Source organism: Sandaracinus amylolyticus (genome assembly GCF_000737325.1).
Lineage (GTDB): Bacteria > Myxococcota_A > Polyangia > Polyangiales > Sandaracinaceae > Sandaracinus > Sandaracinus amylolyticus.
Genome location: NZ_CP011125.1, coordinates 2369582 through 2394699, shown reverse-complemented (window position 1 = coordinate 2394699; position 25118 = coordinate 2369582). Strand labels below are relative to the sequence as shown.

At 72.5% G+C, this 25118-nt stretch carries 22 protein-coding genes; 13 read left to right on the top strand and 9 right to left on the bottom strand.

Features of this window, described 5'->3' with window-relative positions:
• Window positions 1–33 precede the first annotated feature (33 nt).
• Together DB32_RS10050 and DB32_RS10045 are read left to right on the top strand one after the other, a co-directional pair.
• The gene (locus tag DB32_RS10050; RefSeq protein WP_053232207.1) at window positions 34–414 is read left to right on the top strand and encodes a PilZ domain-containing protein; all 381 of its coding nucleotides are present in this window, start codon (window positions 34–36) and stop codon (window positions 412–414) included.
• Window positions 411–2180, top strand: a complete 1770-nt coding sequence (locus tag DB32_RS10045) for a serine/threonine-protein kinase (protein ID WP_053232206.1) — start codon at window positions 411–413, stop codon at window positions 2178–2180. Before DB32_RS10050 ends, DB32_RS10045 begins: the two co-directional genes overlap by 4 nt.
• Before the next feature lie 4 nt (window positions 2181–2184).
• Here the strand turns inward: DB32_RS10045 and DB32_RS10040 are convergent, their stop codons facing one another.
• Genes DB32_RS10040 through DB32_RS10030 form a run of 3 tightly spaced genes read right to left on the bottom strand, consistent with a single transcriptional unit; the run spans window position 2185 to window position 6929 of the window.
• The gene (locus DB32_RS10040; RefSeq protein ID WP_053232205.1) at window positions 2185–4845 is read right to left on the bottom strand and encodes a hypothetical protein; all 2661 of its coding nucleotides are present in this window, start codon (window positions 4843–4845) and stop codon (window positions 2185–2187) included.
• Between the two features lie 42 nt (window positions 4846–4887).
• A complete protein-coding gene (locus tag DB32_RS10035; RefSeq protein WP_053232204.1) occupies window positions 4888–6234 on the bottom strand; it encodes an ATP-binding protein in 1347 nt (448 codons plus the stop codon).
• Entirely contained in the window at window positions 6231–6929 is a 699-nt protein-coding gene (locus DB32_RS10030; protein WP_053232203.1) for a response regulator transcription factor, read from the bottom strand. Before DB32_RS10030 ends, DB32_RS10035 begins: the two co-directional genes overlap by 4 nt.
• 121 nt (window positions 6930–7050) lie before the next feature.
• On the opposite strand from DB32_RS10030, the gene DB32_RS10025 reads away from it, so the two are divergent.
• Genes DB32_RS10025 through DB32_RS10010 form a run of 4 tightly spaced genes read left to right on the top strand, consistent with a single transcriptional unit; the run spans window position 7051 to window position 11688 of the window.
• On the top strand, window positions 7051–8535 hold the full coding sequence (locus DB32_RS10025; RefSeq protein WP_169791399.1) for a TolC family protein: 1485 nt from the start codon (window positions 7051–7053) through the stop codon (window positions 8533–8535).
• A complete protein-coding gene (locus DB32_RS10020; RefSeq protein ID WP_053232201.1) occupies window positions 8532–9755 on the top strand; it encodes an efflux RND transporter periplasmic adaptor subunit in 1224 nt (407 codons plus the stop codon). The genes DB32_RS10025 and DB32_RS10020 overlap by 4 nt, the downstream gene beginning before the upstream one ends.
• On the top strand, window positions 9752–10486 hold the full coding sequence (locus DB32_RS10015; RefSeq protein WP_053232200.1) for an ABC transporter ATP-binding protein: 735 nt from the start codon (window positions 9752–9754) through the stop codon (window positions 10484–10486). The genes DB32_RS10020 and DB32_RS10015 overlap by 4 nt, the downstream gene beginning before the upstream one ends.
• The gene (locus DB32_RS10010) at window positions 10483–11688 is read left to right on the top strand and encodes an ABC transporter permease (protein ID WP_053232199.1); all 1206 of its coding nucleotides are present in this window, start codon (window positions 10483–10485) and stop codon (window positions 11686–11688) included. Before DB32_RS10015 ends, DB32_RS10010 begins: the two co-directional genes overlap by 4 nt.
• Here the strand turns inward: DB32_RS10010 and hisD are convergent.
• Window positions 11685–12956 carry a histidinol dehydrogenase gene (hisD, locus tag DB32_RS10005; protein ID WP_053232198.1) on the bottom strand — a complete coding sequence of 424 codons (1272 nt, stop codon included), beginning with the start codon at window positions 12954–12956 and terminating at the stop codon, window positions 11685–11687. The genes DB32_RS10010 and hisD overlap by 4 nt on opposite strands.
• A gap of 96 nt (window positions 12957–13052) precedes the next feature.
• Here hisD and DB32_RS10000 point away from each other — a divergent pair, with 96 nt between their 5' ends.
• Window positions 13053–13715: a hypothetical protein gene (locus DB32_RS10000; protein WP_053232197.1), complete on the top strand. Its 663-nt coding sequence runs from the start codon at window positions 13053–13055 to the stop codon at window positions 13713–13715.
• Between the two features lies 1 nt (window position 13716).
• Here the strand turns inward: DB32_RS10000 and DB32_RS09995 are convergent, their stop codons facing one another.
• From DB32_RS09995 to ychF, 3 genes are all read right to left on the bottom strand, one after another.
• Window positions 13717–14250 (bottom strand): YceI family protein, encoded by a 534-nt coding sequence (locus DB32_RS09995; protein WP_053232196.1) that lies wholly within the window; start codon window positions 14248–14250, stop codon window positions 13717–13719.
• Between the two features lie 3 nt (window positions 14251–14253).
• Window positions 14254–15432, bottom strand: a complete 1179-nt coding sequence (locus tag DB32_RS09990; protein ID WP_157068910.1) for a hypothetical protein — start codon at window positions 15430–15432, stop codon at window positions 14254–14256.
• A 110-nt stretch (window positions 15433–15542) separates the two neighbouring features.
• Window positions 15543–16649 (bottom strand): redox-regulated ATPase YchF, encoded by a 1107-nt coding sequence (gene ychF, locus DB32_RS09985; RefSeq protein ID WP_053232194.1) that lies wholly within the window; start codon window positions 16647–16649, stop codon window positions 15543–15545.
• Window positions 16650–16719: 70 nt separating this feature from the next.
• On the opposite strand from ychF, the gene DB32_RS09980 reads away from it, so the two are divergent.
• The 4 genes from DB32_RS09980 to DB32_RS09965 are packed head-to-tail and all read left to right on the top strand — an operon-like array spanning window position 16720 to window position 20555.
• Window positions 16720–17505, top strand: a complete 786-nt coding sequence (locus DB32_RS09980) for a response regulator (protein WP_275935464.1) — start codon at window positions 16720–16722, stop codon at window positions 17503–17505.
• 42 nt (window positions 17506–17547) lie between these two features.
• The gene (locus DB32_RS09975; protein ID WP_053232192.1) at window positions 17548–18960 is read left to right on the top strand and encodes a sensor histidine kinase; all 1413 of its coding nucleotides are present in this window, start codon (window positions 17548–17550) and stop codon (window positions 18958–18960) included.
• A gap of 54 nt (window positions 18961–19014) precedes the next feature.
• Window positions 19015–19848 (top strand): tetratricopeptide repeat protein, encoded by an 834-nt coding sequence (locus DB32_RS09970; RefSeq protein ID WP_053232191.1) that lies wholly within the window; start codon window positions 19015–19017, stop codon window positions 19846–19848.
• Window positions 19848–20555, top strand: a complete 708-nt coding sequence (locus DB32_RS09965) for a hypothetical protein (protein WP_053232190.1) — start codon at window positions 19848–19850, stop codon at window positions 20553–20555. The genes DB32_RS09970 and DB32_RS09965 overlap by 1 nt, the downstream gene beginning before the upstream one ends.
• Before the next feature lie 203 nt (window positions 20556–20758).
• Here DB32_RS09965 and DB32_RS09960 read toward each other — a convergent pair whose 3' ends face one another.
• A complete protein-coding gene (locus DB32_RS09960; protein WP_075097493.1) occupies window positions 20759–22585 on the bottom strand; it encodes a protein kinase domain-containing protein in 1827 nt (608 codons plus the stop codon).
• Window positions 22586–22759: 174 nt separating this feature from the next.
• On the opposite strand from DB32_RS09960, the gene DB32_RS09955 reads away from it, so the two are divergent.
• Window positions 22760–23599: an alpha/beta hydrolase gene (locus DB32_RS09955; RefSeq protein WP_053232188.1), complete on the top strand. Its 840-nt coding sequence runs from the start codon at window positions 22760–22762 to the stop codon at window positions 23597–23599.
• A 20-nt stretch (window positions 23600–23619) separates the two neighbouring features.
• The gene (locus DB32_RS09950) at window positions 23620–24351 is read left to right on the top strand and encodes a CorA family divalent cation transporter (RefSeq protein WP_157068909.1); all 732 of its coding nucleotides are present in this window, start codon (window positions 23620–23622) and stop codon (window positions 24349–24351) included.
• Window positions 24352–24445: 94 nt separating this feature from the next.
• Here the strand turns inward: DB32_RS09950 and DB32_RS09945 are convergent, their stop codons facing one another.
• Window positions 24446–25003, bottom strand: coding sequence for a hypothetical protein (locus DB32_RS09945; protein WP_157068908.1), 558 nt, complete (start codon window positions 25001–25003; stop codon window positions 24446–24448).
• Window positions 25004–25118 lie beyond the last annotated feature (115 nt).

The following is a 25118-nucleotide window of genomic DNA, read 5'->3' as shown; positions in this document are numbered from 1 at the left end:
GCGCGGTCTCGGGATGGTATCTTCGCGAGGTCCATGACCGACGCCCATTTCCGACGCAGCGCGCGCACGGCGATCGAGCTGCGCGTGTGCTTCCGGCGAGACGAGCCCGGCGCGGCGCTCGAGAAGGCGGGACGCATCGCGGACCTCGGGATGGGCGGCGCGTTCGTGCAGGCGGATCGGCCTCCGCCGATCGGCGCGTCGATCGTCGTGACGCTGCAGAGCCCGACCGCGTGGGATCCGCTGGAGCTGCCCGCACAGGTGCGCTGGGTGAGCGACGACGGGCTCGCGGGGCTCGGCCGCGGCTTCGGCGTGAAGTTCGGCGATCTCGCGCCCACGCAGGCGGCGGCGCTCTACGAGCTGCTCTCGTCGGCAGGGTTCGACGAGGCGCCGGAGAAGGCGGAGCGCGAGGGATGAGCCAGCGTCGTCCGCGGGTGAGCGGCGTCGCGCAGACCGAGCGACCGCCGCCGATGGGCGCGCCCGAAGAGAGCTCGCACGTCGGGTTCCGGAGCGAGGCCTGGCTCGGTCGGCTCGTCGAAGGGCGCTATCGCGTCGCCGAGCTGCTCGGCGAGGGCGGGATGGGCGCGGTGTTCCTCGCGGAGCACGTGAAGCTCTCGAAGAAGGTCGCGCTCAAGGTGATCCTCCCGCAGTTCGCGGGCGACGGTGAGCTCGCGGAGCGCTTCGCGCGCGAGGCGATGGCGAGCGCGAAGCTCGATCATCCGCACGTCGCGAGCGCGCTCGACTACGGCGCGCTGCCCGAGGGCGGCGCGTACCTCGTGATGCCGTACGTGCGCGGGCGCAGCCTGCGCCGCGCGATGGACGCGGGCGACGCGACGTGGCAGTTCGCGTGCGACATCGGCGCGCAGATCGCGGACGCGCTCGCCGCGGCGCACGCGCATCGGATCGTGCATCGTGATCTGAAGCCCGAGAACGTCATCCTCGAGCCGCGCGACGACGGCAGCGAGATGGTGAAGGTGCTCGACTTCGGCGTCGCGCGCGTCGCGAGCGAAGAAGGCGCGACCGCGAGCACCGGCAAGGCGCTGACGCGCGTCGGCACGATCATCGGGACGCCGGGCTACATGGCGCCCGAGCAGGCGCTCGGCGAGAACGTCGACACGCGCGCGGATCTGTACGCGCTCGGCGTGGTGCTCTGGGAGCTGGTGGCGAAGCAGCCGCTCTTCCCCGACGACGATCTCACCGCGATCGTCACGCGACAGCTGACGACCGACATCCCGCGGCTCGCGAGCCTGGTGCCCGACGTGCCGGTGGAGCTCGACGAGCTGGTGGCGCGGCTGCTCGCGCGGGCGCGCGACGACCGACCGCAGCGCGCGGGCGAGGTGCGCGACGTGCTGCGCAGGCTCGCGCTGGGCGCGGCGCTCGAGCACAAGGTGCTCTCGGGCGAGATCGCGGTGCCGATCCGCTCGAGCGACACGAGCGGTCAGCACCCGGTGGTCGACACGACGGGATCGATCGCGACGGCGCAGCCGAGCGTGGTGTTGCCCGCGGGGCTGGGGAAGGCGGCGGAGACGCTGCAGGGCACGATGAACGTCGGCCCGGTGCGCAACGTGCCGACGTCGCTGGTGGTCGCGGGGTGCGCGACGCCGCTCGTGCTCGCGATGTTGATGTTCGTCGGCGTGCTCGCGTTCGGCGGAGGCGAGGAGACGCCCGCGGGCGCGACCGTCGCGACGACGACCCCGGAGGCGCAGGAAGCCCCGCCGACCCCGCCGGCGCGCGAGACGGGACGCCGCGGCGCGCCCGAGCGCGAGCTGCCGCGCGCGCCCGATCCGCCGGACGACCAAGCGGCCGCGGCCCCGGTCTCCGACACGAGCGGCGTGCCGATCCCGATCGAGATCGCGCGCGACGTCTCGACGCTGCTCGACAGCGGCTCGGGCGAGGAGCGCGAAGACGCGGCGCGCCGCATCCGCGACGCCGCGCGCACCGACGCGCCGCCGTTCGTGGCGGCGGTGGTGGCGCTCGAGCTCGGCGAGCGATGCCCAGACCGGCGCACCGCAGTGCGCGATCTCGGGCGCATCGGCGACGCACGCGCGCTGCCGGCGCTGGAGCGACTGCACCGGGATCGGCGCGGCTGCGGGTTCCTGAACACGCAGGACTGCCACCGCTGTTTGCGGCGCGACCTGCGCGATGCGCGACGGGCGCTGAGCGGAACCGCCGCGGAGGAGTAGGCGCTCAGGGACGCGCGGTCGCGACGACCGAGCGATCCGCGCCGAGCAGCGCGAGCGGGGGCATCAGCGCGACTCCGCCGTCGGGCGACTCGAGGCCGACCTGCTGCTCGGTGAAGCGCGGCCCGTGGTGCGGGCCATAGACGAGCTCGATGCGCGACGTGCCCGAGAGCACGACCTGCATCTCGATCTCCTCGCCGGTGTTGTAGTGCTGGCCGGTCCACTGCACGACGAGCTCGCCGGCGGTCTGGCGCGCGCAGACGCGCGCGACGAGATCGGTCCACTGCGCGGCGATGACACCGTCGGGCAGCTGGCCGCCGACCCCGACGCCGCCGCTGCCGATCGAGTCGCCGAGATAGCTGCCGTCGATCGTGAGCCAGCCGTTGGTCGACACGAGGATCTGGTCGACCGACGTGCCGAACAGCTCGAAGCCGGCGAACGTGTCGAGGGGCACGATCCCGCTCATCGCGTCGTCGTCGTCGACGAGCTCGACGCCCGCGGCGCACACGTCGGCGAAGCGGCGCGCGCCCGGGGCGAACGAGTACGCGGGAGGCTCCGAGTCGATCGCGATGCCGACCTCGCCCGCGCTGCCGTCGACGGTGCGCACCGCGAGCGCGATCCAGCCGCGCGGACCGACGGTGCGCGCCATCGACTCGGGCTGGCCGCCGCCCGTCGCGTCCACGGTGTCGACCACCGTCACGTCGGCCTCGAGCTCGTCGATCGCGACGTCCGCGCTCCCCGCGCCGGTCGCGCGGAACGTGAGCTCGGTGCCCGTGGGAGCACGCACGAGATAGAGGCGCGACGTGTCCGCGGCGATCGTGTCGGCCGCGCGCGTCACCGGCGTGCCCGGCGTGACCGGCACGTTCACGAACGTCTCGTTCACGAGCGCGAGATCGAGCGACTCGTCGAGCTCGGAGCCGTTGGGATCGTTCACCGCGATCAGCAGCTCGCCCGGGCCGTCTCCGTAGATGCGCGAGAAGCCCTCCGCGCTGATCAGCGCGTCGATCGCGCTCACGTTGCCGGGGCCGCGATCCATCGCGAGCACCCCCTCTTCGTCGCGCATGAAGAGCAGGGTCTGCGCCTCGACGAAGTCGGTGCCGGCGAGCGACGAGAGCACGTAGCGTCCCCAGTCGACCGAGCTCGCGTCGATCGCGACGAAGCCGTAGCGCCCGCCCGAGAGGTCGATCGTGCTCGGCGTGCCGACCGCCGCCGCGATTGGCGTGATCGCCTCGACCTGCAGCGCGACGTCGTAGTCGACGCCGTGCTCGCCATCGACGTTGTAGATGCGCGCGACGTAGCGCCCGGTGCCGGTGAGCTGCGCGTAGCGCTCGGCCGCGGTGCAGGGCTCGTCGACGCAGATCGGTGCGACGATCTCGGAGACTTCGCGATCGTAGAAGTAGTAGTAGAGCCGCGCGCCATCGCTCTCGATCGCCATGCGCATCACGTCGCCGGCCTGGCCCTCGAACCAGAAGTAGGGCGCCTCGTCCTCGTCGTGCTCGATGGTGAGCGTTCCCTCGTCGGGCAAGCGCGGCGGACGGCGGACCTCGAGGTCGTAGGCGACCGGGGTCGCCGCGTAGTCGTAGACCGCGTCGACGACGAGCAGCAGCGAGTCTCCGGCCTCGAGGATCTCGGAGAAGAGGTCGGTGCGCGGCGACGCGGCGCGCTCGCCGTGGAACGTGGTGCCGACGCTCATCACGAGGCCGCCCATCGCGGCCGCGCTCGACGCGGTGAGGCGCGCCTGGAGCACGGTGCGCGCGGGGCTGGCGATCGCGAAGAACTGCGGATCGCCGAGCGCGCCGGTGCGCGTGCTCGCGGTGAGCGCGGTGGGCGAAGGCGTCTCGAGCCCTTCGACGCTCGCGAAGTAACACGTGCCCTCGCCGCCGACCGGGCGCGCGAAGGTGAAGCGCGAGGGGAGCAGATCGAGCGTCGCGCTGCGGCTGTCGAAGATCATCAGCACGTAGGTGCCGGCACGCGGGAGCCAGACTTGGCGCTCCGAGCCGTCGCTCGCGAGGTCGATGCCGAGCCGGAACCACGTGTCGAGCGCGGGGTCCGTCGACGCGATCGCGAACGCGGCGCTGAGCCCACCCTTGCCGTCGGCGCGCACGCGGTAGAGGCCGGGCTGCGCGACGGTGAACGCGAAGTGATCGACGTCGACGTCGATGATCCCGCGATCGTCCTCGTCGAAGTTCGCGGGCGCGATGCAGCCGTCGATCGTGACCGTGTCGCCGATCGACGGCGGGCTCATCGGCGCGGGGTCGCCGTCGAAGCGCGGGTCGTCGGGCTCGGCGGCCGCGTGCACGTCGCCCACGAGCGTGTCGTCGAACGGGACGCAGCGGCCCTCGACGAGCACGGTGCCCTCGGCGCACGCGTCGGGATCGAGCACGCACGCGCCACGCGCGGGATCGAACACGGTGTTGCCGGAGCAGACGACGCTGCCGTCGGGCACGCACTCGCCCTCGACGAGGCGCGTGCCGGTCGCGCACTCGACGGTCTCGCTGGGCACGCACGCGCCGGTCTCGGGATCGCGCTCGGTGCCCGGCCCGTACGTGGTGCTCGAGACGCAGCGGCCGTCCTGCTCGATCGTGCCCTCACCGCACTCGAGCGACGACCCGTCGCACCCGGCGAGCAGCGCGAGCGCCGCGATCCCGAGCCAGCCCCTGCTGCGCATGCAGAACCTCCGAGCGCTCTTGGCCGCGCGCCGAGCGTTCCGTCACGCGGTCGCAGTGGGCAGCTCGATCGTCACCACGAGACCGCCGCCGTCTGCGTTCTTCGCGTGCACCGCGCCACCGTGCAGCCGCACCGCGCGATCGGTGATCGCGAGGCCGACGCCGGCGCCGCCCGAAGCACGCTCGCGCGCGCTCTCGACGCGCGTGAACGGTCGGAAGATCTCGTCGAGCGCGTCCTCGGGCACGCCGGGGCCGTGATCGCGCACCTCGAGGCGCGCGCGGCCGGACGCCACGTCGAGCGCGAGATCGACAGTCGTGCCGTCCGCGGTGAAGCGGATCGCGTTGCGCACGACGTTCTCGATCGCCTGGCGGAGGATCTCCTCGTCGCCGCGCACCTCGGCGGGCGCGCTGCGCACCAGCGCCACGTCGCGCCCCGCGCCGCGCGCCTCGAACGCCGCGTCGCGGTGGATCTCATGGAGGAGCTCGTCGATGCGCACCGGCTCGCTGCGGTGCGGCGCGGCCGAGGGCTCGAGCTTGGCCATCGTCAGCACGAGCCCGACGAGCTCGCCCAGGCGCTCCGCCTCTTTCTCGATGCGATCGAGCGCCTCGTGCGCGCCGGCGCCCGCGCTCTGTCGCGCCAGCTCGAGCGCGACGGACAGGCGCGCGAGCGGGGAGCGCAGCTCGTGCGAGACGTCGCGGAGCAGGCGCTCGCGAGACTCGAGCAGCGCCTCGATGCGCTCCGCCATGCGATCGAAGTCCTTCGCGAGCGCCGCGACCTCGGCATCGGCCGTGCGGGTGATCGTCGGCCCGACGCGCACGCCGGAGTGGCCCGCGGCGAGGCGGTCGGTGGCGGCGCGCAGCGCGCGGATCGGGCTCGCGATCCAGCGCGCGAGCGCGAGGGTGAGGATCGCGGAGAGCACACCGACGAGCAGCAGCTGGAGCGTCGGCGGCGAGAGGCCCGCGATCGTGCGCGGCTCGCTCGGCGCACCGACCACGACGAAGCCGCCCGGGAGCGCGGCGACGTGCCAGGCGACGTCGCCGCGCGTCGCGATGGTGGGCTCGCGCGATGCGCGCGCGGTGCGCACGAGCTCGGGGCCCTGGGGCGCGTCGCGGCGTCCGGCGACGATGCGGCCCTCGGGGTCGAGGATCGCGGCGCCGATGCCGCTGCGCGACGCTGCGTCGGCGAGGAGCGCCTCGGCGCGCTCGGAGTCACCCGCGGAGATCGCGATCGCCGCGTCGGCGCCGCGGCGCGCGAGCAGCTCGGCGACGAGGAACGACTGGTGCTCGCGGCGCCGCTCGAAGCGCGCGCCGTACACCAGACCGACACCGAACATCGCGAGCGCGTTCGCGAGCACCATCGCGACGAAGACGCGCGCCGAGAGACTCCTCACCGCTCGTCCTCCGCGAGGAGGTAGCCGGCGCCGCGCACCGTCTTGATGCGCTCGCGCCCACCGGCGCCGGGGCCGAGCTTCTTGCGCAGGTTGCTGACGTGGACGTCGACGCTGCGATCGAAGGGCGAGAAGCGTCGCCCCAGCACCTGCTCGGCGATCGACTCGCGGGTGACGATCTTGCCGGGCGTGCGGAGGAGCAGCTCGAGCAGCGAGAACTCGACGCTGGTGAGCGTCACCTCGTCGCCGCCGCGCCGCACCACGCGCGCGCCGACGTCGAGCGAGAGGTCGCCCGCGGAGAGCACCTCGCGGCTGCGCGGCGTGCGCGTCGCGGCCTCGGCGCGCCGCTGGATCGCGCGCACCCGGGCGGCGAGCTCGCGCGGGTTGAAGGGCTTCGGAAGATAGTCGTCGGCGCCCATCTCGAGCCCGACGATGCGATCGACGTCGTCGCCGCGCGCGGTGAGCATCAGCACCGGGACCGCCGACGTCGCGCGCAGCGCGCGCAGCACGTCGAGCCCGTTCATCCCGGGGAGCATCACGTCGAGGATCACGATCGCGTGCTCTCCGGCGCGCGCGCGCTCGAGGCCGGCGGGGCCCTCGTGCACCGCGTCCACCTCGAAGCCTTCGCGCGAGAGGTAGTCGCGGAGCAGGCCCGCGAGCTCGACGTCGTCGTCCACGAGGAGGATGCGCGAGGCCACGGAGGAAGAACGTAGGGCCCGGGGTGGCCGTCGCGCACGTCAAGAATCGTCGCGCCGCGTCTTTGCACTTCTTGAGACGAGCCGGGCACTCGGAAAGATCGCACTCGCTAGCTTGGCGATCGTGCGCATCGCTTCGATCCTCGCTCTCCTCGGCGCGCTCGTCGTCGCGCCCTCGGCGGCCTCGGCGCAGGCGATCACGGAGCGCGACGCGGTCGCGCGCGCGCTCGGAGCGAGCCCTCGGCTGCGCGCCGCGCAGGCCGATCTCGCAGGCTCGCGCGCGTCGGTGCGCGCGGCAGAGGGCGCGCGGACGCCCACGCTCGCGCTCACGGCGCAGGGGCACCACACCGAGGGGCTCGCAGCCGCTGCGAACGGGCTCACGCGCCAGCAGCAGGACGGCATCTCGAGCGAGGCGACGGTCGCGATGACGACCGATCTCGGCACGACGATCGAGCTCGGCGTCGCGACCGGGGTCGCATGGCGCTCGACGAACCTCGACCCGAGCCGCACGACGATCTTCCGCATCGGGCCGACGTACTCGGGCCAGGTGACCGTCGGGGTGCGCCAGCCGCTGCTGCGCGGCGCGGGCGACGACGCGACGTTGGGCACGCAGCGTCAGGCGGAGGCGGCGCGGACCGCGGCGGAGCGCTCGCTCGATCAGGCCGTGAGCCAGCTCGCGCTCGACGTGATCACGGCGCATCGCGAGCTCTGGTACGCCGAGCAGGCGCTCGCGGTGAGCGACGACGCGCTCGCGCTCGCGCGCCGACAGCACGAGGAGGCGGAGCTCCGGCTGCGCGAGCTCGGCACGGTCTCGCGCACCGAGGTGCTGCGCTACGGATCACAAGTCGCGAGCGCGGAGCGGGCGCGCGCCGTCGCGCTGACGAGCGCCGAGACGCGCGCGATCGAGCTCGGTCGCCTGCTCGGCATGAGCCCGGCCGAAGCGCGCGTGCTGCGCGCGGACGCAGAGGCGCTCGATCCCGTCGAGCCCTCGGCGCTCGAGATCCTCGCCGACGCAGCACGCGCGAGCTCGAGCGAGCTCCTCGCGCTCGAGGCGGACGTCGCCGCGGCGCGTGAGCGCGAGCGCACGGCGCGCGACGCCGATCAGCCGCGCGTCGATCTCGTGACGCAGCTCGCGGCGGGTGTGCTCTTCGACGACGAGGCGCTCGGCACGCTGCAGCTCCCGGGTGATCGCCCGGCGTTCAGCGGCACGATCGGCCTCGAGGTCGAGCTGCCGCTGGGCTCGAGCCAGGCGGGCGCGGAGCGCGAGGTCGCGTCGGCGCAGCACGAGGCCGCGCTCGCGCGCTACGAGGATCGCGCGCAGGAGATCGTCGGGCGCGCGGCGTCGCTGCGCGCGACGTTGGTCGCGGCGGCCGAGCGCATCGCGCTCTCGGTCGAGGCGGAGCGCGCGGCGCGCGAGCTCGCCGACGCGGAGCGCGAGCGATTGCGCCTCGGCACCGGCACCGCGCTCGAGGTGCTCCAAGCGCAGCAGAGCGAGCGCGACGCGACGCTCGAGCGGCTGCGCGCGCAGGCGGACTACGCAGAGGCGGAGGCGGAGCTCGCGCACCTCACGGGCGCGCTCGCCGGTCGCTTCGCAGGAGGCATGTCGTGACGAAGAAGAGGACGCGCGCGCTCGCGTGGGGCGCGCTCGTGGCGGCCGCGCTGATCGTCGCGGCGGGGCTCGCGATGTCGATGCAGCGCGCGGGCGCCGACGCGCCGAGGCCGATGGTGCGCGTCGAGCGCGGCGATCTCGTCGAGGTCGCGTCGGTGTCGGGCACGATCGAGCCGCACGCGCAGGTGGACGTGCACTCGCGGCTCGCGGGCGAGGTCGTCGAGGTCGCGGTCGAAGAAGGGCAGTCGGTGGAGCAAGGCGCCCTGCTCTTCCGGCTCGACCCCAGCGACGCGCAGCGCGCGCTCCGTACGGCGGAGAGCGAGGTCGTGCGGGCGCGCGCGGCGCTGGCCGAGGCGAGCGCACAGGTCGCGAGCGCGCAGGCGAGCGCGCGCGACGCGCAAGAGGATGCGCGCGTCGGCGAGCGCGGCGTCGAGCTCGGCCTCACCGCGCCCGAGACGGCGCGGCAGAGCGCGCACGATCGCGACGTCGCCGGCACGCAGGTCGCGTTGCGGCGGGCGCAGGTCTCGAGCGCGCGCGCGCAGCTCGCGGCCGCGGAGCTCGCGGTGGAGGAGGCGCGCCGCAACCTCGAGCGCACCGACATCCGCGCGCCGTTCGCGGGCACGGTGCTCTCGGTCGGTGTCGAGCGCGGCTCGATCGTGAGCTCGCCGATGGGCAACGTGAGCGGCGGCACGACGCTGGTGACCATCGCGGACCTCCGCGACCTGCGGGTGATCGGGCAGCTCGACGAGGCGCAGGTCGGGCGCGTGCAGGTCGGTCAGGAGGTCACGTTCCGCGTCGACGCGTACGCCGATCGTACGTTCGCGGGGCGTGTGCACCGGGTGAGCCCGCTCGGCGTGGTCGACACCAACGTCGTCGTGTTCGACGTCGAGATCGTCGTGACGGATCCCGACGTCGCGCTGCTGCGCTCGGGGATGAGCGCCGACGTGGAGATCGTGACGGCGCGGCAGGAGGGCGCGCTGCTGGTGCCGCTCACCGCGATCCGCAGCCGCGGCGCGGTGCGCGAGGTCGAGCTCGCCGATGGTGCGCGACGCGCGGTGCGCACCGGCGCGACCGACGGTGAGCACATCGTGATCGTCGAGGGGCTCGACGAGGGCGACGAGATCGTCGCCGACTCGCGCGCGGCGCGCGCGACGAGCGAAGCGCCCGCGCGACGCTCGGGCCTGCTCCCGGGACCGCCTTCGCGAGGAGGCCGCCGATGACGCGCGTGCTCGAGCTCGACGGCCTCTCGAAGGTCTATCACCCCGAGACGCCGGAGCTCTCGGTGCGCGCCGTCGATCGCGTGTCGTTCGCGGTCGAGGCCGGTGAGTCGCTCGCGATCATCGGTCCCTCGGGCTGCGGGAAGTCGACCCTGCTGCAGGTGCTCGGCTGCCTCGATCGTCCGACCTCCGGTCGTTACCTGCTCGGCGGTCGAGACGTGGCGGGGCTCGGCGACGACGAGCTCGCGCTCGTGCGCAACGTGCACGTCGGGTTCGTCTTCCAGAGCTTCCACCTGCTGCCGCGCCTCAGTGCGGTGGAGAACGTCGAGCTGCCGCTGCTCTACCGCGCGACCGTCGACGACACGCGCGCGCTCGCGCTCGATGCGCTCGCGCGCGTCGGGCTGGCGCAGCGCGCGCGGCACCTGCCGAGCGAGCTCTCGGGCGGTCAGCGCCAGCGCGTCGCGATCGCGCGCGCGCTCGTGACCCGTCCTTCGATGTTGCTCTGCGACGAGCCCACCGGCGCGCTCGACAGCCGCACCGGCGAGGAGGTGCTCGCGCTGCTCTCGCAGCTCCACGACGAGGGCGCGACGATCGTGATGGTCACCCACGATCTCTCGGTCGCGCGCGCGCTGCAGCGCGCGATGTGGATGAAGGACGGGCGCATCGAGGACGACGGGCCCTCGGAGCGCGTTGTCGCGGCGTTCGCGGCGGCGCACGCGAGGGAGGCGTCGTGAGGCTCCGCGAGGTCGCGCGCAGCGCGATGCGCTCGCTGCGCGCCAACGGCATGCGCACCGCGCTGACCGCGCTCGGCACGATCATCGGCGTCGCATCGGTGATCGTCGTGCTCGCCGTCGGTGAAGGCGCGAGCGCGGACGTCTCCAGCCGCATCCGCGCGCTGGGCACCAACCTGCTGACGATCCGTCCCGGCGCAGGCGGGTTCGGTCCGGTGCGCAGCGGCTCGGTCGAGACGCTCACCCTCGGCGACGCCGCCGCGATCGCGCGCGTGCCCGGCGTGGCCGCGGTCGCGCCCGAGGTGAGCGGCTCCGCGCAGCTGCGTCACCGCAGCGAGAACACGAGCGCGCAGGTGATCGGCGTGACCGACACGTACCTCGCGATCCGCTCGCTCGAGGTCGCGACGGGGCTCTCCTTCGACGCGCTCGACGATCGTGAGCGCCGGCGCGTCGTGATCCTGGGCGCGAACGTCGCGGAGGAGCTCTTCGGCAGCGCGAGCGCGCTCGGCGAGCGCGTGCAGATCCGAGGGATCGCGTTCCGTGTGATCGGCGTGCTCGAGCGTAAGGGCGACGCGGGGTTCCTCTCGCCCGACGACATGGTCCTCGTGCCGCTCGCGACGCACCAGGGCGTGCTCTTCGGCCAGGACCACCTCTCCACGATCAGCGTGCAGATCGAGGACGAGGGCGAGAGCGACGCGGTGCAGGCGAGCATCGAAGAGCTGATGCGGCTGCGCCACCGGCTGCGACCCGATCAGGAGGACGACTTCTCGGTGCGCTCGCAGACCGAGATGCTGCAGACGATGGGCGCCGTGACGGGCACGCTGACGGCGCTGCTGGGCGCGGTCGCGCTCGTGTCGCTGATCGTCGGCGGCATCGGGATCATGAACATCATGCTCGCGTCGGTGCGCGAGCGGACGCGCGAGATCGGCGTGCGCATGGCGGTCGGCGCGCGGCGCCGCGACATCCTGCTGCAGTTCCTCGCGGAGGCGGTCGTGGTGTCGGCCGCGGGAGGCCTGGTCGGGCTTGCGCTCGGATGCGCAGGCGCGGCGGCGATCGCGCGCTTCGGCGGATGGTCCACGGTGGTGCCCGCCTACGGCGTGGTGCTCGCGCTCGGCGTGTCGCTCGCGGTGGGCGTGGTGTTCGGCGTGGGCCCCGCCCGCAGCGCGGCGCGCCTCGATCCGGTCGAGGCGCTCCGCACCGATTAGTCGATCCGCCGTACGGCGACGGCGCGCGCGTGCGCCTCGAGCCCTTCGAGGCGCGCGAGCTCCTCGAGGAGATCCGCCTGCTTGCGGATCGCGTCGCGCGAGTACGCGATCAGCGAAGTGCGCACCACGAAGTCCCACACGCCGAGCGGCGAGGCGAAGCGCGCGGCGCCGCCCGTCGGCAGCACGTGGCTCGGCCCCGCGGCGTAGTCGCCCGCCGCCTCCGGCGTGTGATCTCCGAGGAACGCCGCGCCCGCCGCGCCGATCGACTCGAGCAGCGCCTCCGGCGCGCGCACCTGGAGGCTCAGGTGCTCCGCCGCGAGCGAGTCCGCGACGCGCGCGGCCTCCGCGAGATCGCCGGCGATGAACGCCCAGCCGTGCTCGCGGATCGACACCTCCGCGACCTCGCGCCGCGGCAGCAGCGCGAGCTGTCGCTCGACTTCGCGCGACACCGCGCGCGCCTGCGCCTCCGAGAGCGTCACCAGCAGCGCGTACGCGTCCTCGTCGTGCTCCGCCTGCGAGAGCAGATCCGCGGCGACGACCCTCGGGTCCGCCTGATCGTCGGCGACGACGAGGATCTCGCTCGGGCCCGCGATCGAGTCGATGTCGACGACGCCGAACACCAGGCGCTTCGCGCACGCGACGTAGATGTTCCCGGGCCCGACGATCTTGTCGACGCGCCCCACGCTCTCCGTGCCGTACGCGAGCGCCGCGATCGCCTGCGCGCCACCACAGTCGACGACCTCGGTGACGCCGGCGATCTCCGCCGCGGCGAGGATCTCCGCCGTCGGCCGCGGCGTCGCGAGCACGATGCGCGGCACGCCCGCGACGGCCGCGGGGACCGCCGCCATCAGCACGCTCGACGGATACCGCGCCTTGCCGCCGGGCGCGTACACGCCCGCGGCCTTCACCGGGCGCACGCGCAGGCCGAGCGAGATGCCGCCCTCTTCGTAGCGGAAGCCCGGCTCGCGCTGGTGCTCGTGGTACTTGCGGATGCGCTCGCCGGCCTCCTCGAGACGCGCGCGGATCGCGGGATCGAGCGCTCGCGCGCCGGCGACGATCGCGTCGCGATCGAGCACGATGCGCTCGATCGTCCGCTTGTCGAAGCGCTCGGTGTACTCGTGGATCGCCGCGTCGCCGCGCTCGCGCACCGCGCGCAGGATCGGTCGCACCTCCGGCTCGACCCGCTCGAGATCGGCGTCGCCGCGCCTCGACAGCGACGCGAGCGCCGCGTCGTACTCCTTCGTCCCGCGCGCGTGGATCGTCAGCATGCGGCGCGAGATCTAGTGGCAATGACGCGGTGTGTCGATCGGACGAGCGCACGTACGCCGACGCGACGCACGACGGTTCCGGTAGAGTCGCGCGCGATGTCCAAGGCGGTTCGGACGCTCGTGATCGTGATCGGTCTCTCGTGGCTCGCGGGGTGCGGCGATTCGTCGGGCGACGAGAGCGACGCCGGCAGCACGGACGGTGGCGCGCGGATGGACGCGCAGGTCGGCTCGGACGCCGCGACCGACGAGATCGATGCCGCGGTGGAGACCGATGCCGCGCTCGAGATCGATGCCGCGATCGAGATCGACGCCGCGATCGAGATCGACGCCGCGATCGAGATCGACGCCGCGATCGAGATCGATGCAGGCGTCGACGCGGGCGAGCCCGATGCGGGAACCGAGATCGACGCCGGCGTCGATGCCGGCGAGCCCGACGCGGGTCCGCCCGATGCGGGTCCGCCCGATGCGGGTCCGCCCGATGCCGGTCCGACGAGCGAGCTGTCGTGCACCGACGGCATCGACGACGACGGCGACACGCGCACCGACTGCGCCGACCCGGACTGCGACGCACGCTCCGCCGGTCCCGGCGCGATCTGCGCCGGCGGCGCACGCCGCGAGACGATCTGCACGGATCGCATCGACAACGACGGTGACACGCGCGTCGACTGCGCCGACGCGGAGGACTGCCCGTGGGGCTCGCCCTGCCGGCGCAACAACGGCACGCCCGGCACGTGTCAGTCGAACCGCACCTGCGGCTGAGTCACGCCGGCGCGGAGACGCGCACGCGCACGTCCGGCTGGATGCGCAGCGTGCCCATCATCGCGCTGTACGGCGTGACGCCGAAGTCCGGCTGGTGCAGCGTCGTCGTCGCGACCCACTTCGCGCCTTCCTTGGCCACGCGCACCTGCACGTCACGCTTGCGTCCGTGCAGCTCGAGCGCGCCGCGGATCACGTAGCCGTCGCCCTCCGGCTCGATCGCGCTCGACGTGAACACGACGTCGCGATGCCGCTTGGTCTCGAGCACGTCGTCCTGGATGTTCGACTCGATCTTCTTCTTGTCGCGATCGGAGAGCGCGCCCGGGCTGGGCTTGCCGTCCTTCATCGCGTGGATCACGCGCAGGCTCGTCGCCTCGAAGCGCGCCTCGACGCGCGTGCGCGCGTCGTCCCACTCGACGTGGAAGCGATCGACGGCGATCTCGAGGTCGTGCGCGATGGGCGAGAGCAGGCCTTCTTTGAACGTGTAGACCCGGCACTCGGCGTCGTTCTGCGTGAAGCGCGGCATCGGCCGCACCATGTTCTACCCGCCCTCGCCTCCGCAAGCGTCGATCGGCGGCTCGGGCGCGACGAGCCCCGCGACCCAGCAGCGCTCGCACGCGATCGATGCCGGATCGCGGAACCCCGTCCAGCGCTCCATCGCCTCGATCGACGCTTCACCGATCGGACGGAACGCGACGCGTGCGCGAGAGAACCGCGCGCGCACGTCGATCGGCTCGGGCCGCCGCCCCGCCTCGCGACACCACGCGCGCGTGCGCGATCGCGTGAGCAGGCTCCAGCCGTCGAGTCCCGAGGACCGCCACCAGCGCAGGTGCAGCGTGGTGCCCTCCCACGCGGCGCCTCCGCGCGCCCACGCACGATCGAGCTCGACGACCAGCGCCACGCCGCCGCGCGACGGCACGAACCCGAACGTCGCGACGCGCACCGACTCGCGCGACGTGTCCGCAAGCACCTCCGCGCTGCACGCGCCGAGCGAGCGACATCCGACCGCGACGATCTGCGCCGAGCGCGCGCCCTGCGCGAGCACGAGGCTCCACGTCGTGCCGCCCGCGACGCGCACCGAGCGCAGCGTCGTCATGCGTCGCGCCTCGCCGCGCACCACGCGCGCCGCCGCGCGCTCCGCGGGCGCATCGGTGCGCGACGCTCGATCGAGCGTGGGCAACGCGGGCTCCGCGCCGAGCCAGTGCGACGCGACGAGATCGTCCACGAGATCCGGGCTCGGCTCGAGCGACCACGCGCGACGCAGCGCGCCCGCGGCCTCGGCGTGCACTCGCGGCTCGCGCGAGCCCCGCGCGAGGATCGCGCGACCGAGCAGGGCCTCGCACCGAGCGCGCGCGTGACGCCCGGGCGCGCTCGCGCTCGGCGTCGACGCGATCGCGCGCAGCGCTTGGCGCGCGAGCGTCTCGGCCTCGGTGACACGGCCACGCCACAGCGCGTCGGAGCCCTCCGCGCAGAGCTCGTGGATCGCGCCCGCGTCGGGAGGCTCGACCGGCGGCGGCTCGCTCTCGACGGGACGCGGCGCAGCGCGCGGAGTGGGCGCCGCGGGCGTGATCGTGGCCGCGGGACGCGCCGGCACGCGCTCGGTGACACCGCGCGAGGCAGGCGCCGTCTGCGCATGCCCCGATCGCGGCTCGATCATCGTCGCGAGCACCGCGACGAGCACCATCCCCGCAGCCCCGAGCGCGCCACCGCCCCGCGCCATGCGACGACCCCCGTGCGCCGAGAAATAGGCACGGAAGGCGGAGAGCCCAGGGGGCGCGTTTCCCGAACGAGCCGCGGCGGAGCGCGCGCACGGAGCGCACGCTCACCGCATCAGACGTTGAAGCGGAAGTGCATCACGTCGCCATCCCGGACGACGTACTCCTTCCCTTCGATCCCCATCTTGCCGGCGGCCTTCACCGCGGCCTCGGTGCCGAGGCTCACGCGATCCTCCCAGAACATCACTTCCGCGCGGATGAAGCCGCGCTCGAAGTCGCTGTGGATCTTGCCCGCCGCGCCCGGCGCCTTCGTGCCGCGCTTGATCGTCCAGGCGCGCACTTCCTGCTTGCCCGCCGTGAAGTACGTGATGAGGTCGAGCATGCGGTACCCGGTGCGGATCACCGCGTTGAGCCCGGGCTCCTCGAGCCCCGCCGACGCGAGGAAGTCCGCGCGATCCTCGGGCGCGAGCTGCATGATCTCGGCCTCGATCTTCGCGCAGATCACCACGAGCGGCGCGCCCACCGAGTCCGCGTGCGCCTTCACGCGCGCGACCAGCGGGTCCTTCTCGCCCACCGCGAGCTGATCCTCCTTCACGTTGCACACGTAGAAGATCGGCTTGCGCGTGATCAGCGCGAGGTCGCGGACGATGTTCTGCTTGTCCTCGTCGTCGCCGGGGTCGTAGAGGCGCGAGGGCTTGCCCTGATCGAGCAGCTTCTCGAGCGCCTCCGTGACCTCGATCGCCTTCTTCTCGATCGCGCTGCCGCCCTTGCTCTGACGGCGCGCGCGGTCGAGCCGCTTCTGCACGGTGTCGAGATCCTTGAGCGCGAGCTCGGTCTCGATCGTCTCGATGTCCGCGAGGGGATCGACGCGGTTGTCGACGTGCAGGACGTTCTCGTCCTCGAACGCGCGCACCACGTGCGCGATCGCGTCGCACTCGCGGATGTTCGCGAGGAAGGCGTTGCCCTTGCCCTCGCCCTTGCTCGCGCCGCGCACGAGGCCCGCGATGTCGACGAACTCGACCGTCGCCGGCACCGTCTTCTCCGGCTGCACGATCTTCACCAGCGCGTCGAAGCGCGGATCGGGCACGGGCACGATGCCGACGTTCGGCTCGATCGTACAGAACGCGTAGTTCGCGGCCTCCGCCTGCTTCGACGAGAGCGCGTTGAAGAGCGTCGACTTGCCGACGTTGGGCAGACCGACGATCCCGACCGACAGCGCCATGGGACCTCCGAGGGGGCCGACACGTAGCGCGCCCCTCGGACCTTCGCAAAGACCCTGCTTTTTCGGCTAGGTGGGTGCCGTTGTCACCGGCGGGCGAATCCCTTTCGCTCCGGCCACGTGCTCGTCACATGGCTGCTACGCTCCTCCGTCAGTGTCGGCACCCGGAATGCGCGAGCGGATCCTGCTGGTCGACGACGAAGCGGACATCGTCGAGCTGCTCGAGTACAACCTCCGCCAGAGTGGGTACACGGTCGTCACCGCGCGTGACGGCAACACGGCGCTGGCCGAGATCCGGCGACAACGGCCCGATCTCATCCTGCTCGACCTCAACCTGCCCGACGTGGCGGGGACCGAGGTCTGTCGCAGGCTGCGCCGTGACGCGGGTACCTCGTCGATCCCGATCATGATGATCACCGCGCGCGGCGAGGAGATCGATCGGGTGGTCGGCTTCGAGCTCGGGGCCGACGACTACATCGTCAAGCCGTTCAGCCCGCGCGAGCTGGTGCTGCGCATCGGCGCGGTGCTCCGACGCGCGGTGACGCCGACCGCGGCGACGCCGACGGAGCGCATCCTGATCGGCCTGCTCGAGATCGACGTCCCGCAGCATCGCGTGGTCGTGGAGAACGAGGACATCCCGCTCACCGCGCTGGAGTTCAAGCTCCTCTACGATCTCGCGAGCCGTCCCGGTCGCGTACAGACGCGCGACGCGCTGCTCGAGCGCGTCTGGGGCTACGCGCCGGGGATCGAGACGCGCACCGTCGACACGCACGTCAAGCGGCTCCGCGAGAAGCTCGGTGCGGCGCGCGACTACATCGAGACCGTGCGCGGCGTCGGCTATCGTCTCCGGGCAGACTGATCGTGATGCGCGAGTGACGCGCACGGTCGACGAGCGAACGACGTGCTCCACAGCATCCGCGCACGCCTGCTGATCGCGACGCTCGCAGGCGCGGTGCTCGTCGTCGGCGCGAGCTGGATCTATGCGGAGAACGTCGCAGCCGACGCGGCGACACGAAGCGCGATGCGCGACGTGCTCGTGTTCGCGAGCGTGCTCGCCGCGATCGTGGCGGTCGTGCTCGCGGAGCTGATCGCGCGACGCTTCGTGACGCCGATCGCCGAGCTGCGTCACGCGTCCGACGCGCTCGCGCGCGGCGACTTCGCGGTGCGCGTGCGCTCGCGCCGCGACGACGAGATCGGCGGCATCGGGCGCGCGATCGATCGCATGGCCGATCAGCTCGCGGAGCGCCTCGAGGCCGTGCGCGCCGAGGAGTCGCGCCTGCGCGTGATGCTCGACGCGATGGACGAGGCGGTGCTCGTCACCGATGCCGACGGCCTCGTCGTGCTCAGCAACGCCGCGTTCGTCGGCCTGTCCGGCAGCGCGGGGCTCGGGCGCGCGTGCATCGAGGCGATCCGGAGCGCGGAGCTGCACGAAGCCGTGTCGAAGGCGCTGCGCGGCGAGCGCAGCAAGGCCGTCTTCCGGCTCGACGTGAAGATCATCTCGGCGCACGTCGCGCCGCTCCCCGACGGCGCCGGCGCGATCGTCGTGATGCGCGACGTGACCGAGGTGCGGCGTCTCGACGAGGTGCGGCGGGATTTCGTCGCGAACGCCAGCCACGAGCTGCGCACGCCGCTCACCGCGATCCGTGGGTTCGCGGAAACGCTGCGCGACGGAGCGCTCGACGAGCCGCGCATCGCGAAGCGCTTCGTGAGCAACATCGTCGAGAACGCGATCCGCCTGCAGCGCATCGTCGACGACCTCCTCGAGCTCTCGCGCTCCGAGTCGCCCGACGCGCGCTTCGAGCTCGAGCCGATCGATCCGCTCGCGATCGCGAGCAAGGTGCTCTCGTCGCTCGAGCAGAAGGCGAGCGACAAGGGCGTGCAGCTCGGGATCGAGGCGACGCACGACGCGGTGCCGGTGAGCGGTGACGAGCGCGCGCTCGATCAGGTGCTGCTCAACCTCGTCGACAACGGGATCAAGTACACGCCCTCGGGCGGGCGCGTGGTGGTGCGCTTCCGCAAGGACGCGGACACCGCGCGCGTCGAGGTCGTCGACAGCGGCCCGGGCATCGCGGCGTCGCACCTCTCGCGCATCTTCGAGCGCTTCTATCGCGTCGATCAGGGGCGCTCGCGCGAGCAGGGCGGCACGGGCCTCGGGCTCGCGATCGTGAAGCACCTGACGCAGCGCATGGGCGGCGAGGTCTCGGTCGAGAGCCGCCTCGGGCACGGCACGACGTTCTCGGTGCGGCTCGCGCGCGCCGAGCTCGGGCGCGACGCGAGCGCGCACGACGACGACTCGGCGGCGCTCGACGCCTGAGATCCGGAGCGCGCTTCGTTGACCCACGATCGCGCGTCCGAATAGGATCGCGCGATGATGCGCACGCACGCCGCGCTGGGCCTCGCGGTCGCGCTCTCGATGGTGTCCGCGAGCGCATCCGCGCAGGAGGAAGCGGCTCCAGCGCGCGAGCCCACCGACGCGGAGATCGCCGAGGCGCGTCACAGCTTCGAGGTCGCGTCGACCGCGTTCGATCAGGGCGACTACGAGACCGCGGCGTCGGAGTTCCGCGCGGCGTATGCGCTGCTCGGAGACCCCGATCTGCTCTTCAACGTGTACCTCGCGGAGGAGCGCGCGGGGCGACCGCGCGAGGCGCTCGAGGCGCTCGAGCAGCACGTCGCGCGCGCGACGATGACGGCGGAGCAGCGAGCGCTGATGGAGCAGCGGATCGTGCGCCTGCGCGAGCGCGTCGCGCGCATGGACGCGGGCACGCAGCCGCAGATCGACGACGCGCGAGAGAGCGCGGGCGACGTGCCGCTCGCGCTCGACGCGCAGCCGGCGACACCGCGGACGCCACCGCCCGAGCCGATCGAGACGCGGCCGCCGGCCGCGGCGATCGCGATGCTGGTCACGGGCGGCGTGCTGCTCCTCGCGTTCGGCGGGCTCGCGATCGCGTCGGAGCTCGAGGATCAGTCGCTGGCGTCGAGCTGTGGGCGCGACGCGGGCCGCTTCTGCAGCGCCGAGCGCGTGTCGACGCTCGAGGCGCTCAACGTCGCGGCCGACGCGAGCTGGATCGCCGCGGCGGTCGCGGGCGCGCTCGGGATCACGTTCCTCTTCGCGTTTCCGCCCGAGCGCAGCGCGCCGCAGGTCGCGGTCGCGCCGTGGATGTCGCCCGAGGGCGCGGGGATCGCAGCAGGAGCGCGGTTCTGATGCGCCTGATCGCGCTCGTGTCGCTCGCGCTCGTGTCGCTCGTGCTCGGCGGGTGCTCGGTGGTGAACGCGACGAGCGAGCACCGTGATCCGATCCCCGCGAGCGAGTTCTGCTCGGTGTTCGCCGAGGTCGCGTGCCGCGGGCTCGTCGAGTGCTGTCCGAGCGCGGCAGGCGCGGACATCGAGGCGTGTCTCGGGCCCGCGGCTGCGCGCTGCGCGCAGGACTTCGGCACGCTCGCAGCCGATCCGCGCACGGGCTACGACGCGGACGCTGCTGCACGCGTCGCGGCCGAGGGCAACGCGCTGATCGACACGTGCTCGCTCGCGCTGAGCGATTGGCTGCTGCAGCGCACCGGGTTCCAGTCGGTGCTCGCGGGCACCGTGCCTGGCGGCGAGCGCTGCGACGCACCGAGCGCGGAGGACGTCGCGCCGATCTTCTCGTGCGAGCGCGACGATCAGAGCTGCGTGTACGACGGAACGGCGTGGGAGTGCTCCGCGCGCCGCGCGCAGGGTGAGCGCTGTCTGCTCACCTGGGACTGTCAGGACGGGCTCTATTGCGCGGGCGTGTTCGGCACCGGCAGCTGCGAGCCGCGCCAGGCGGACGGCGCGTTCTGCGTGAACGACGAGGCGTGCGCGTCGCTCGTGTGCCGCACCGGACAGTGCGTCCCGCGGACGCTCGAGGACGTCTATTGTGGCATGGACGAGTGACTGCGTGTCACTCGTCCACGTGCGTCGCGCCGCTCGAGTCTCCGGACACGCGGTCGCGATGGACGACTGGAGCGGGGATCCGTCGTAGTCGACTCGGAGGGGCGCGATGAAGGATCGGAGTCGTTCGCCGATTCTTCACGATGCGAGCGCGACGAGCGTGGGAGTGCGACATCGACGCTGGCGTGGCGAGCGACACCGCGCTGTCACTCGTGCTCCACGGCCGCGACACCAGGCTCCGATCGACCGACGAGAAGCGCACGCTCGAGCCCGCGATAGCGCTCGGGAATCCCGGGCGCGAGACGCGCGGCGCCCACGAGCTTCACGAGCGGCGCCGTCGCGACCTCGTCGCAGAGCGACGCGAGCACCTCGCGCGCGACGTCCTCGGGCAGCAGCGCCGACGCGCAGAACGTGTCGCCGGGGATCGGTGCGCTGACGTCGATGACGCTCACACCGTGCGCCTCGGACCAGGGTCGACGGACGATCTCGCCGTCCGCGCCGACCGTGCAGAACGCGGCACCGACGTCGGCAGTGCCCGCCGCGAGCGCATCGAGCACCGCCTCGTAGGAGCCCACGAATCCCTGCGATCGCAGCGCCAGATCGGGATCGATCCCGTGCTCGCACAGCAGCGCGCGCGGCACGAGGTATCCAGCGGCCGACCAGTTGTCGACCCACACCGCGCGGCGGCCCGCGACGTCGGCGTACGACGACACGGCGCCGCGCCGACCGAGCAGCGCGGACGCGTACTGCGCGCGGCCGTCGCGCTCGACCGCGACCACCATGCGCACCGCGCCGAGCCGCGCCGCGCGCACGTAGGCGACCGGCGGCAGCCACGCGAGATCGACGTCGCCCTCGCCCACCGAGTCGACGAGCTCTGCGTAGCTGCGGAAGCGCGTGATCTCGCATGCCCGATCGAGCGCGGATCGGAACGCGTCGCGCAGCTGCACCGAGTCGAGGTCGCGCGCGTCGTTCACGATCCCGATGCGCAGCGCCGCGCGCATGGGCCCGCTCTCGTCGATCGTGACGCGCTGCACGCTCGGGACGCTGACGCGCTGGAGCTCGACGACCGTGGGGTCGGAATCGTCGTCGTCGTCGAGCTCGTCGAGCGAGTGGTAGCCCGCGGGCGGCGGAACCGTGCGCACGTCGTCGGCGTCGCCGATCGACGCGAGCATCGTCGCGAGCTCGCGCATGGTGGGCCGCAGCGCGGGCTCGATCGAGAGCGCAGCGCGGATCGGGCTCGCGAACGCGTCGTGCACACCCACGAGCAGGCGCGGGCTCGTCGCGTCCAGCCCCGAGATCTCGCGCAGCAAGAGGTGCAGCTGCGTGGACTCGTAGGGCACGCGTCCGGTGAGCGCCTCGTAGAGACACACGCCGATCGACCACACGTCCGCGGGAGGTCCGACCTCGTCGTCGAGGATCTGCTCGGGGGCCATGTAGTGAGGCGTGCCGAGCAGCGTTCCGTCGAGCGTGATGCGCGTGTACGCGTGGTCGTCGACCCGCTTCGCGATGCCGAAGTCGACGAGCTTGGGCACGAGCACGCCGCGCGGGTCGCGCGCGAGCACGATGTTCGAGGGCTTCACGTCCCTGTGCACGATCCCGAGCTCGTGGGCGGACGCGAGCGCGTCGATCACCGGCAGGAACACCCTCAGCACCTCGGACGCGGCGAGCCGTCCGACGCGATCGAGCCGCTCGTGCAGGTCTTCGCCCTCGAGCAGCTCCTGCACGAGGAACAGCGAGCCGTCCTCCGCCGCGCCCATGTCGAGGACGTCGACCACGTTCGGATGCGAGAGGCGCGACGCGGTGCGTGCCTCTTCGAAGAGCCTCCGCTGGACCGTGCGTGGCAGTCCGGGGTGCATGAGCTTCAGCGCGACGCGACGGTGCGTCCACGTGTTGATCGCCTCGTGCACGACGCCCATCCCGCCTCGCCCGATCTCGCGTAGCAGCTCGTATTTCTGCGCGATCGGAGAGGAACGATGAGCCGTGGCGGGCGCGTGATCCGACTCCGCGACTCCACGTGGAACTGCGGCGCTCATGCTCGATCAATAAGCGGCATCCTCGCGCGCTCCACAAGCCACGGGACGGTCATCGCCCGCGACATCGCGACGAATTGGCCCTGGTGAAAAGGTGACGACACCGCTGCGAAACGAGTCGAGCTCGACATGGCGCGAGCGGGGTCGCGCGTACACGAGCAACGGAGGCTCTGCGAGATGCGATCGTTCCTCCTCAGGCTCGTGCGCGGGCTCGCGATCGGCGCGATCGTGGTGGCGCTCATGATCTTCGGCTTCGCGACCCGACTGCAGCGCGCGCTGCTCTTCCACCCCGACGCGGCACCGACGAACGAGGCGATCGCAGCGCGCGTGCCCGGCCTCGAGCGCTGGTGGCACGACAGCGACGAAGGTCCCGTCGAGGCGTGGTTCATCCCGGGCGATGGCGTCTCCGCGGAGTCGCCCGGCCCTCTCGTCATCTACGCGCACGGCAACGCGGAGGTGATCGATCCACTCCCGCTCTGGCTCACGCACTACCGAAGGATGGGCGTGTCGGTGCTGCTGCCCGAGTATCGTGGCTACGGGCGCAGCGCGGGCACGCCGAGCGAGCGCGCGATCCGCGAGGATCTCGTCGCGTTCCACGACCGCGCGATCGCGCGTCCCGACGTCGATCGGTCGCGCGTCGTGCTCCACGGCGTGTCGCTCGGGGGGGGCGCCGTCGCGCAGCTCGCGCGCGAGCGGTCACCCGCCGCGATCATCCTGCAGTCGACGTTCACGAGCGTGTCCGAGGTCGCGTGGGAGCTCTATCGCGCGCCGGCGTTCTTGATCTCGGACCCCTTCGACACGATCCGCTCTCTGCGCGGCACGCGCGCGCCGGTGCTGCTCTTCCACGGTCGCCACGACACGGTGATCCCGTTCGCGCACGGGCAGCGCCTGCAGCGCGCGCTGCCGGGGAGCGTGCTCGTGGCGTGTGATGCCGGGCACAACGATCTCCCGCCCGTCGATCTCGACTACTGGGGCGAGATCCGCGCGTTCCTCGAGCGCCACGACGTCCTGCGGTGACGAGCTACGATGCGCGCCGAATGGCCCGTATCGTCCCCGAAGTCTGGAACATCCCCGCTCGACTCCGCGAGAAGGTCGGCCCGCGCGCAGGGCGACAGCGATTGATGACGCACGAGGGGCACGTGCTCCTGCTGCTCCACCAGGTGCCGCGCGACGCCGACCCCGATCGCCACGCAGTCGTCTTCTGGCGCGACGTCGAGGGCGAGTGGCGCTGCGCGCCCGGTCGCGACGACATCGTGACGCTGCAGACGCACGTCGAGAGCTACGCGAAGTACGTCGACGAGCTCGAGGAGCAGCTCGCGAAGGCGTGTCGCGCCGAAGACTATCTCGCCGTCGTGCGCGCGGCGCGCCCGGTCCAGCGCGCGGCGCGGCACATGTACCAGGCGCTCGCGCAGCTCCGCGAGACTCTCCCCGAGGACGATCGCGTCTTGCCGATCCGCGATCTCGCGTACGAGGTCGAGCGCGCGGTCGAGCTGCTCGTCGAAGAGGCCGAGGGAGAGATGCAGTTCATGGTGGCGAAGCGCGCGGAGGAACAAGCGCGCTTGTCGGAGCGCATCTCGGTGCAGACCCACCGACTGAACATGATCGCCGCGCTGTTCCTACCGATCACGGCGCTCGGCGCGATCCTCGGGATGAACCTCGAAAACGGGCTCGAGCACCTGCCGGAGCCGGTCACGTTCTGGTCGATCGTCGCCGGTGCGTTCTTGGTGGGATTCCTGATTCGCGCCCAGGTGGCGCGAGAGCGTGGCTGACGAATCGCCGCTGCGACACCCTCTGCGCTCGCGCCGACTGGCCGGCTCGATCGCCGCCCGATGCTCACCGGCGGCGACCGAGTCGGCCAGACAATCAGTAGAATCGACTCGTCAAGTCGGGTGCGCGCTCCGCCTGGCAGAGCGCCGCGAAGGCTTCGCAGCCGGCGGTGAACACGGGCAGGCCGCCTCGATTGGTCTCACAGTCACTCGACTGATCCCAGTCATTCGGTGTGTACGAGATCCGCCAGTCGGCCCAGCGCGCGTCGCTGCCGGCGCCTCCGTACATGCATTCGAACGCATCGGACGAATCGTCGAGGTCTCCGCGTAGCGAATCGTCTCCGGCGAAGCCGCACATCACGTCGAACCCGGAATCGGCCACGACGGGGTCGTCTGTCGAGACAATCCGAAAGAACTCCACCGTACCCGTCACCTCGTCCAGCACGCATGCGCCCAGGCTCGACGTGGACCCGCACGTCACGCCGCCACCCGATGCAGGCGTGCATTGCTGATAGCGCCCGAGCAAAACCAGCGTGTCATTCGTCCTCGCGGACAGGTCGAGGACATCGCACTGCGCTTCCGCAGAGCCCGGTGTGAACATGGACAGCACCGCGATCGCGCGCACGAGAGAGCTTCGACAGATCGCTTCAGTCACTGTGGCTCCTCCAGGTTGGGCCCCAATTGAAGGTTCCGCGCATGGCGTCGCGATGTCTCCGGCGTAGCTGTCCGGTCACGACGGGCCGGCGCGCAGATGCTCGCGCGCTTCGCGA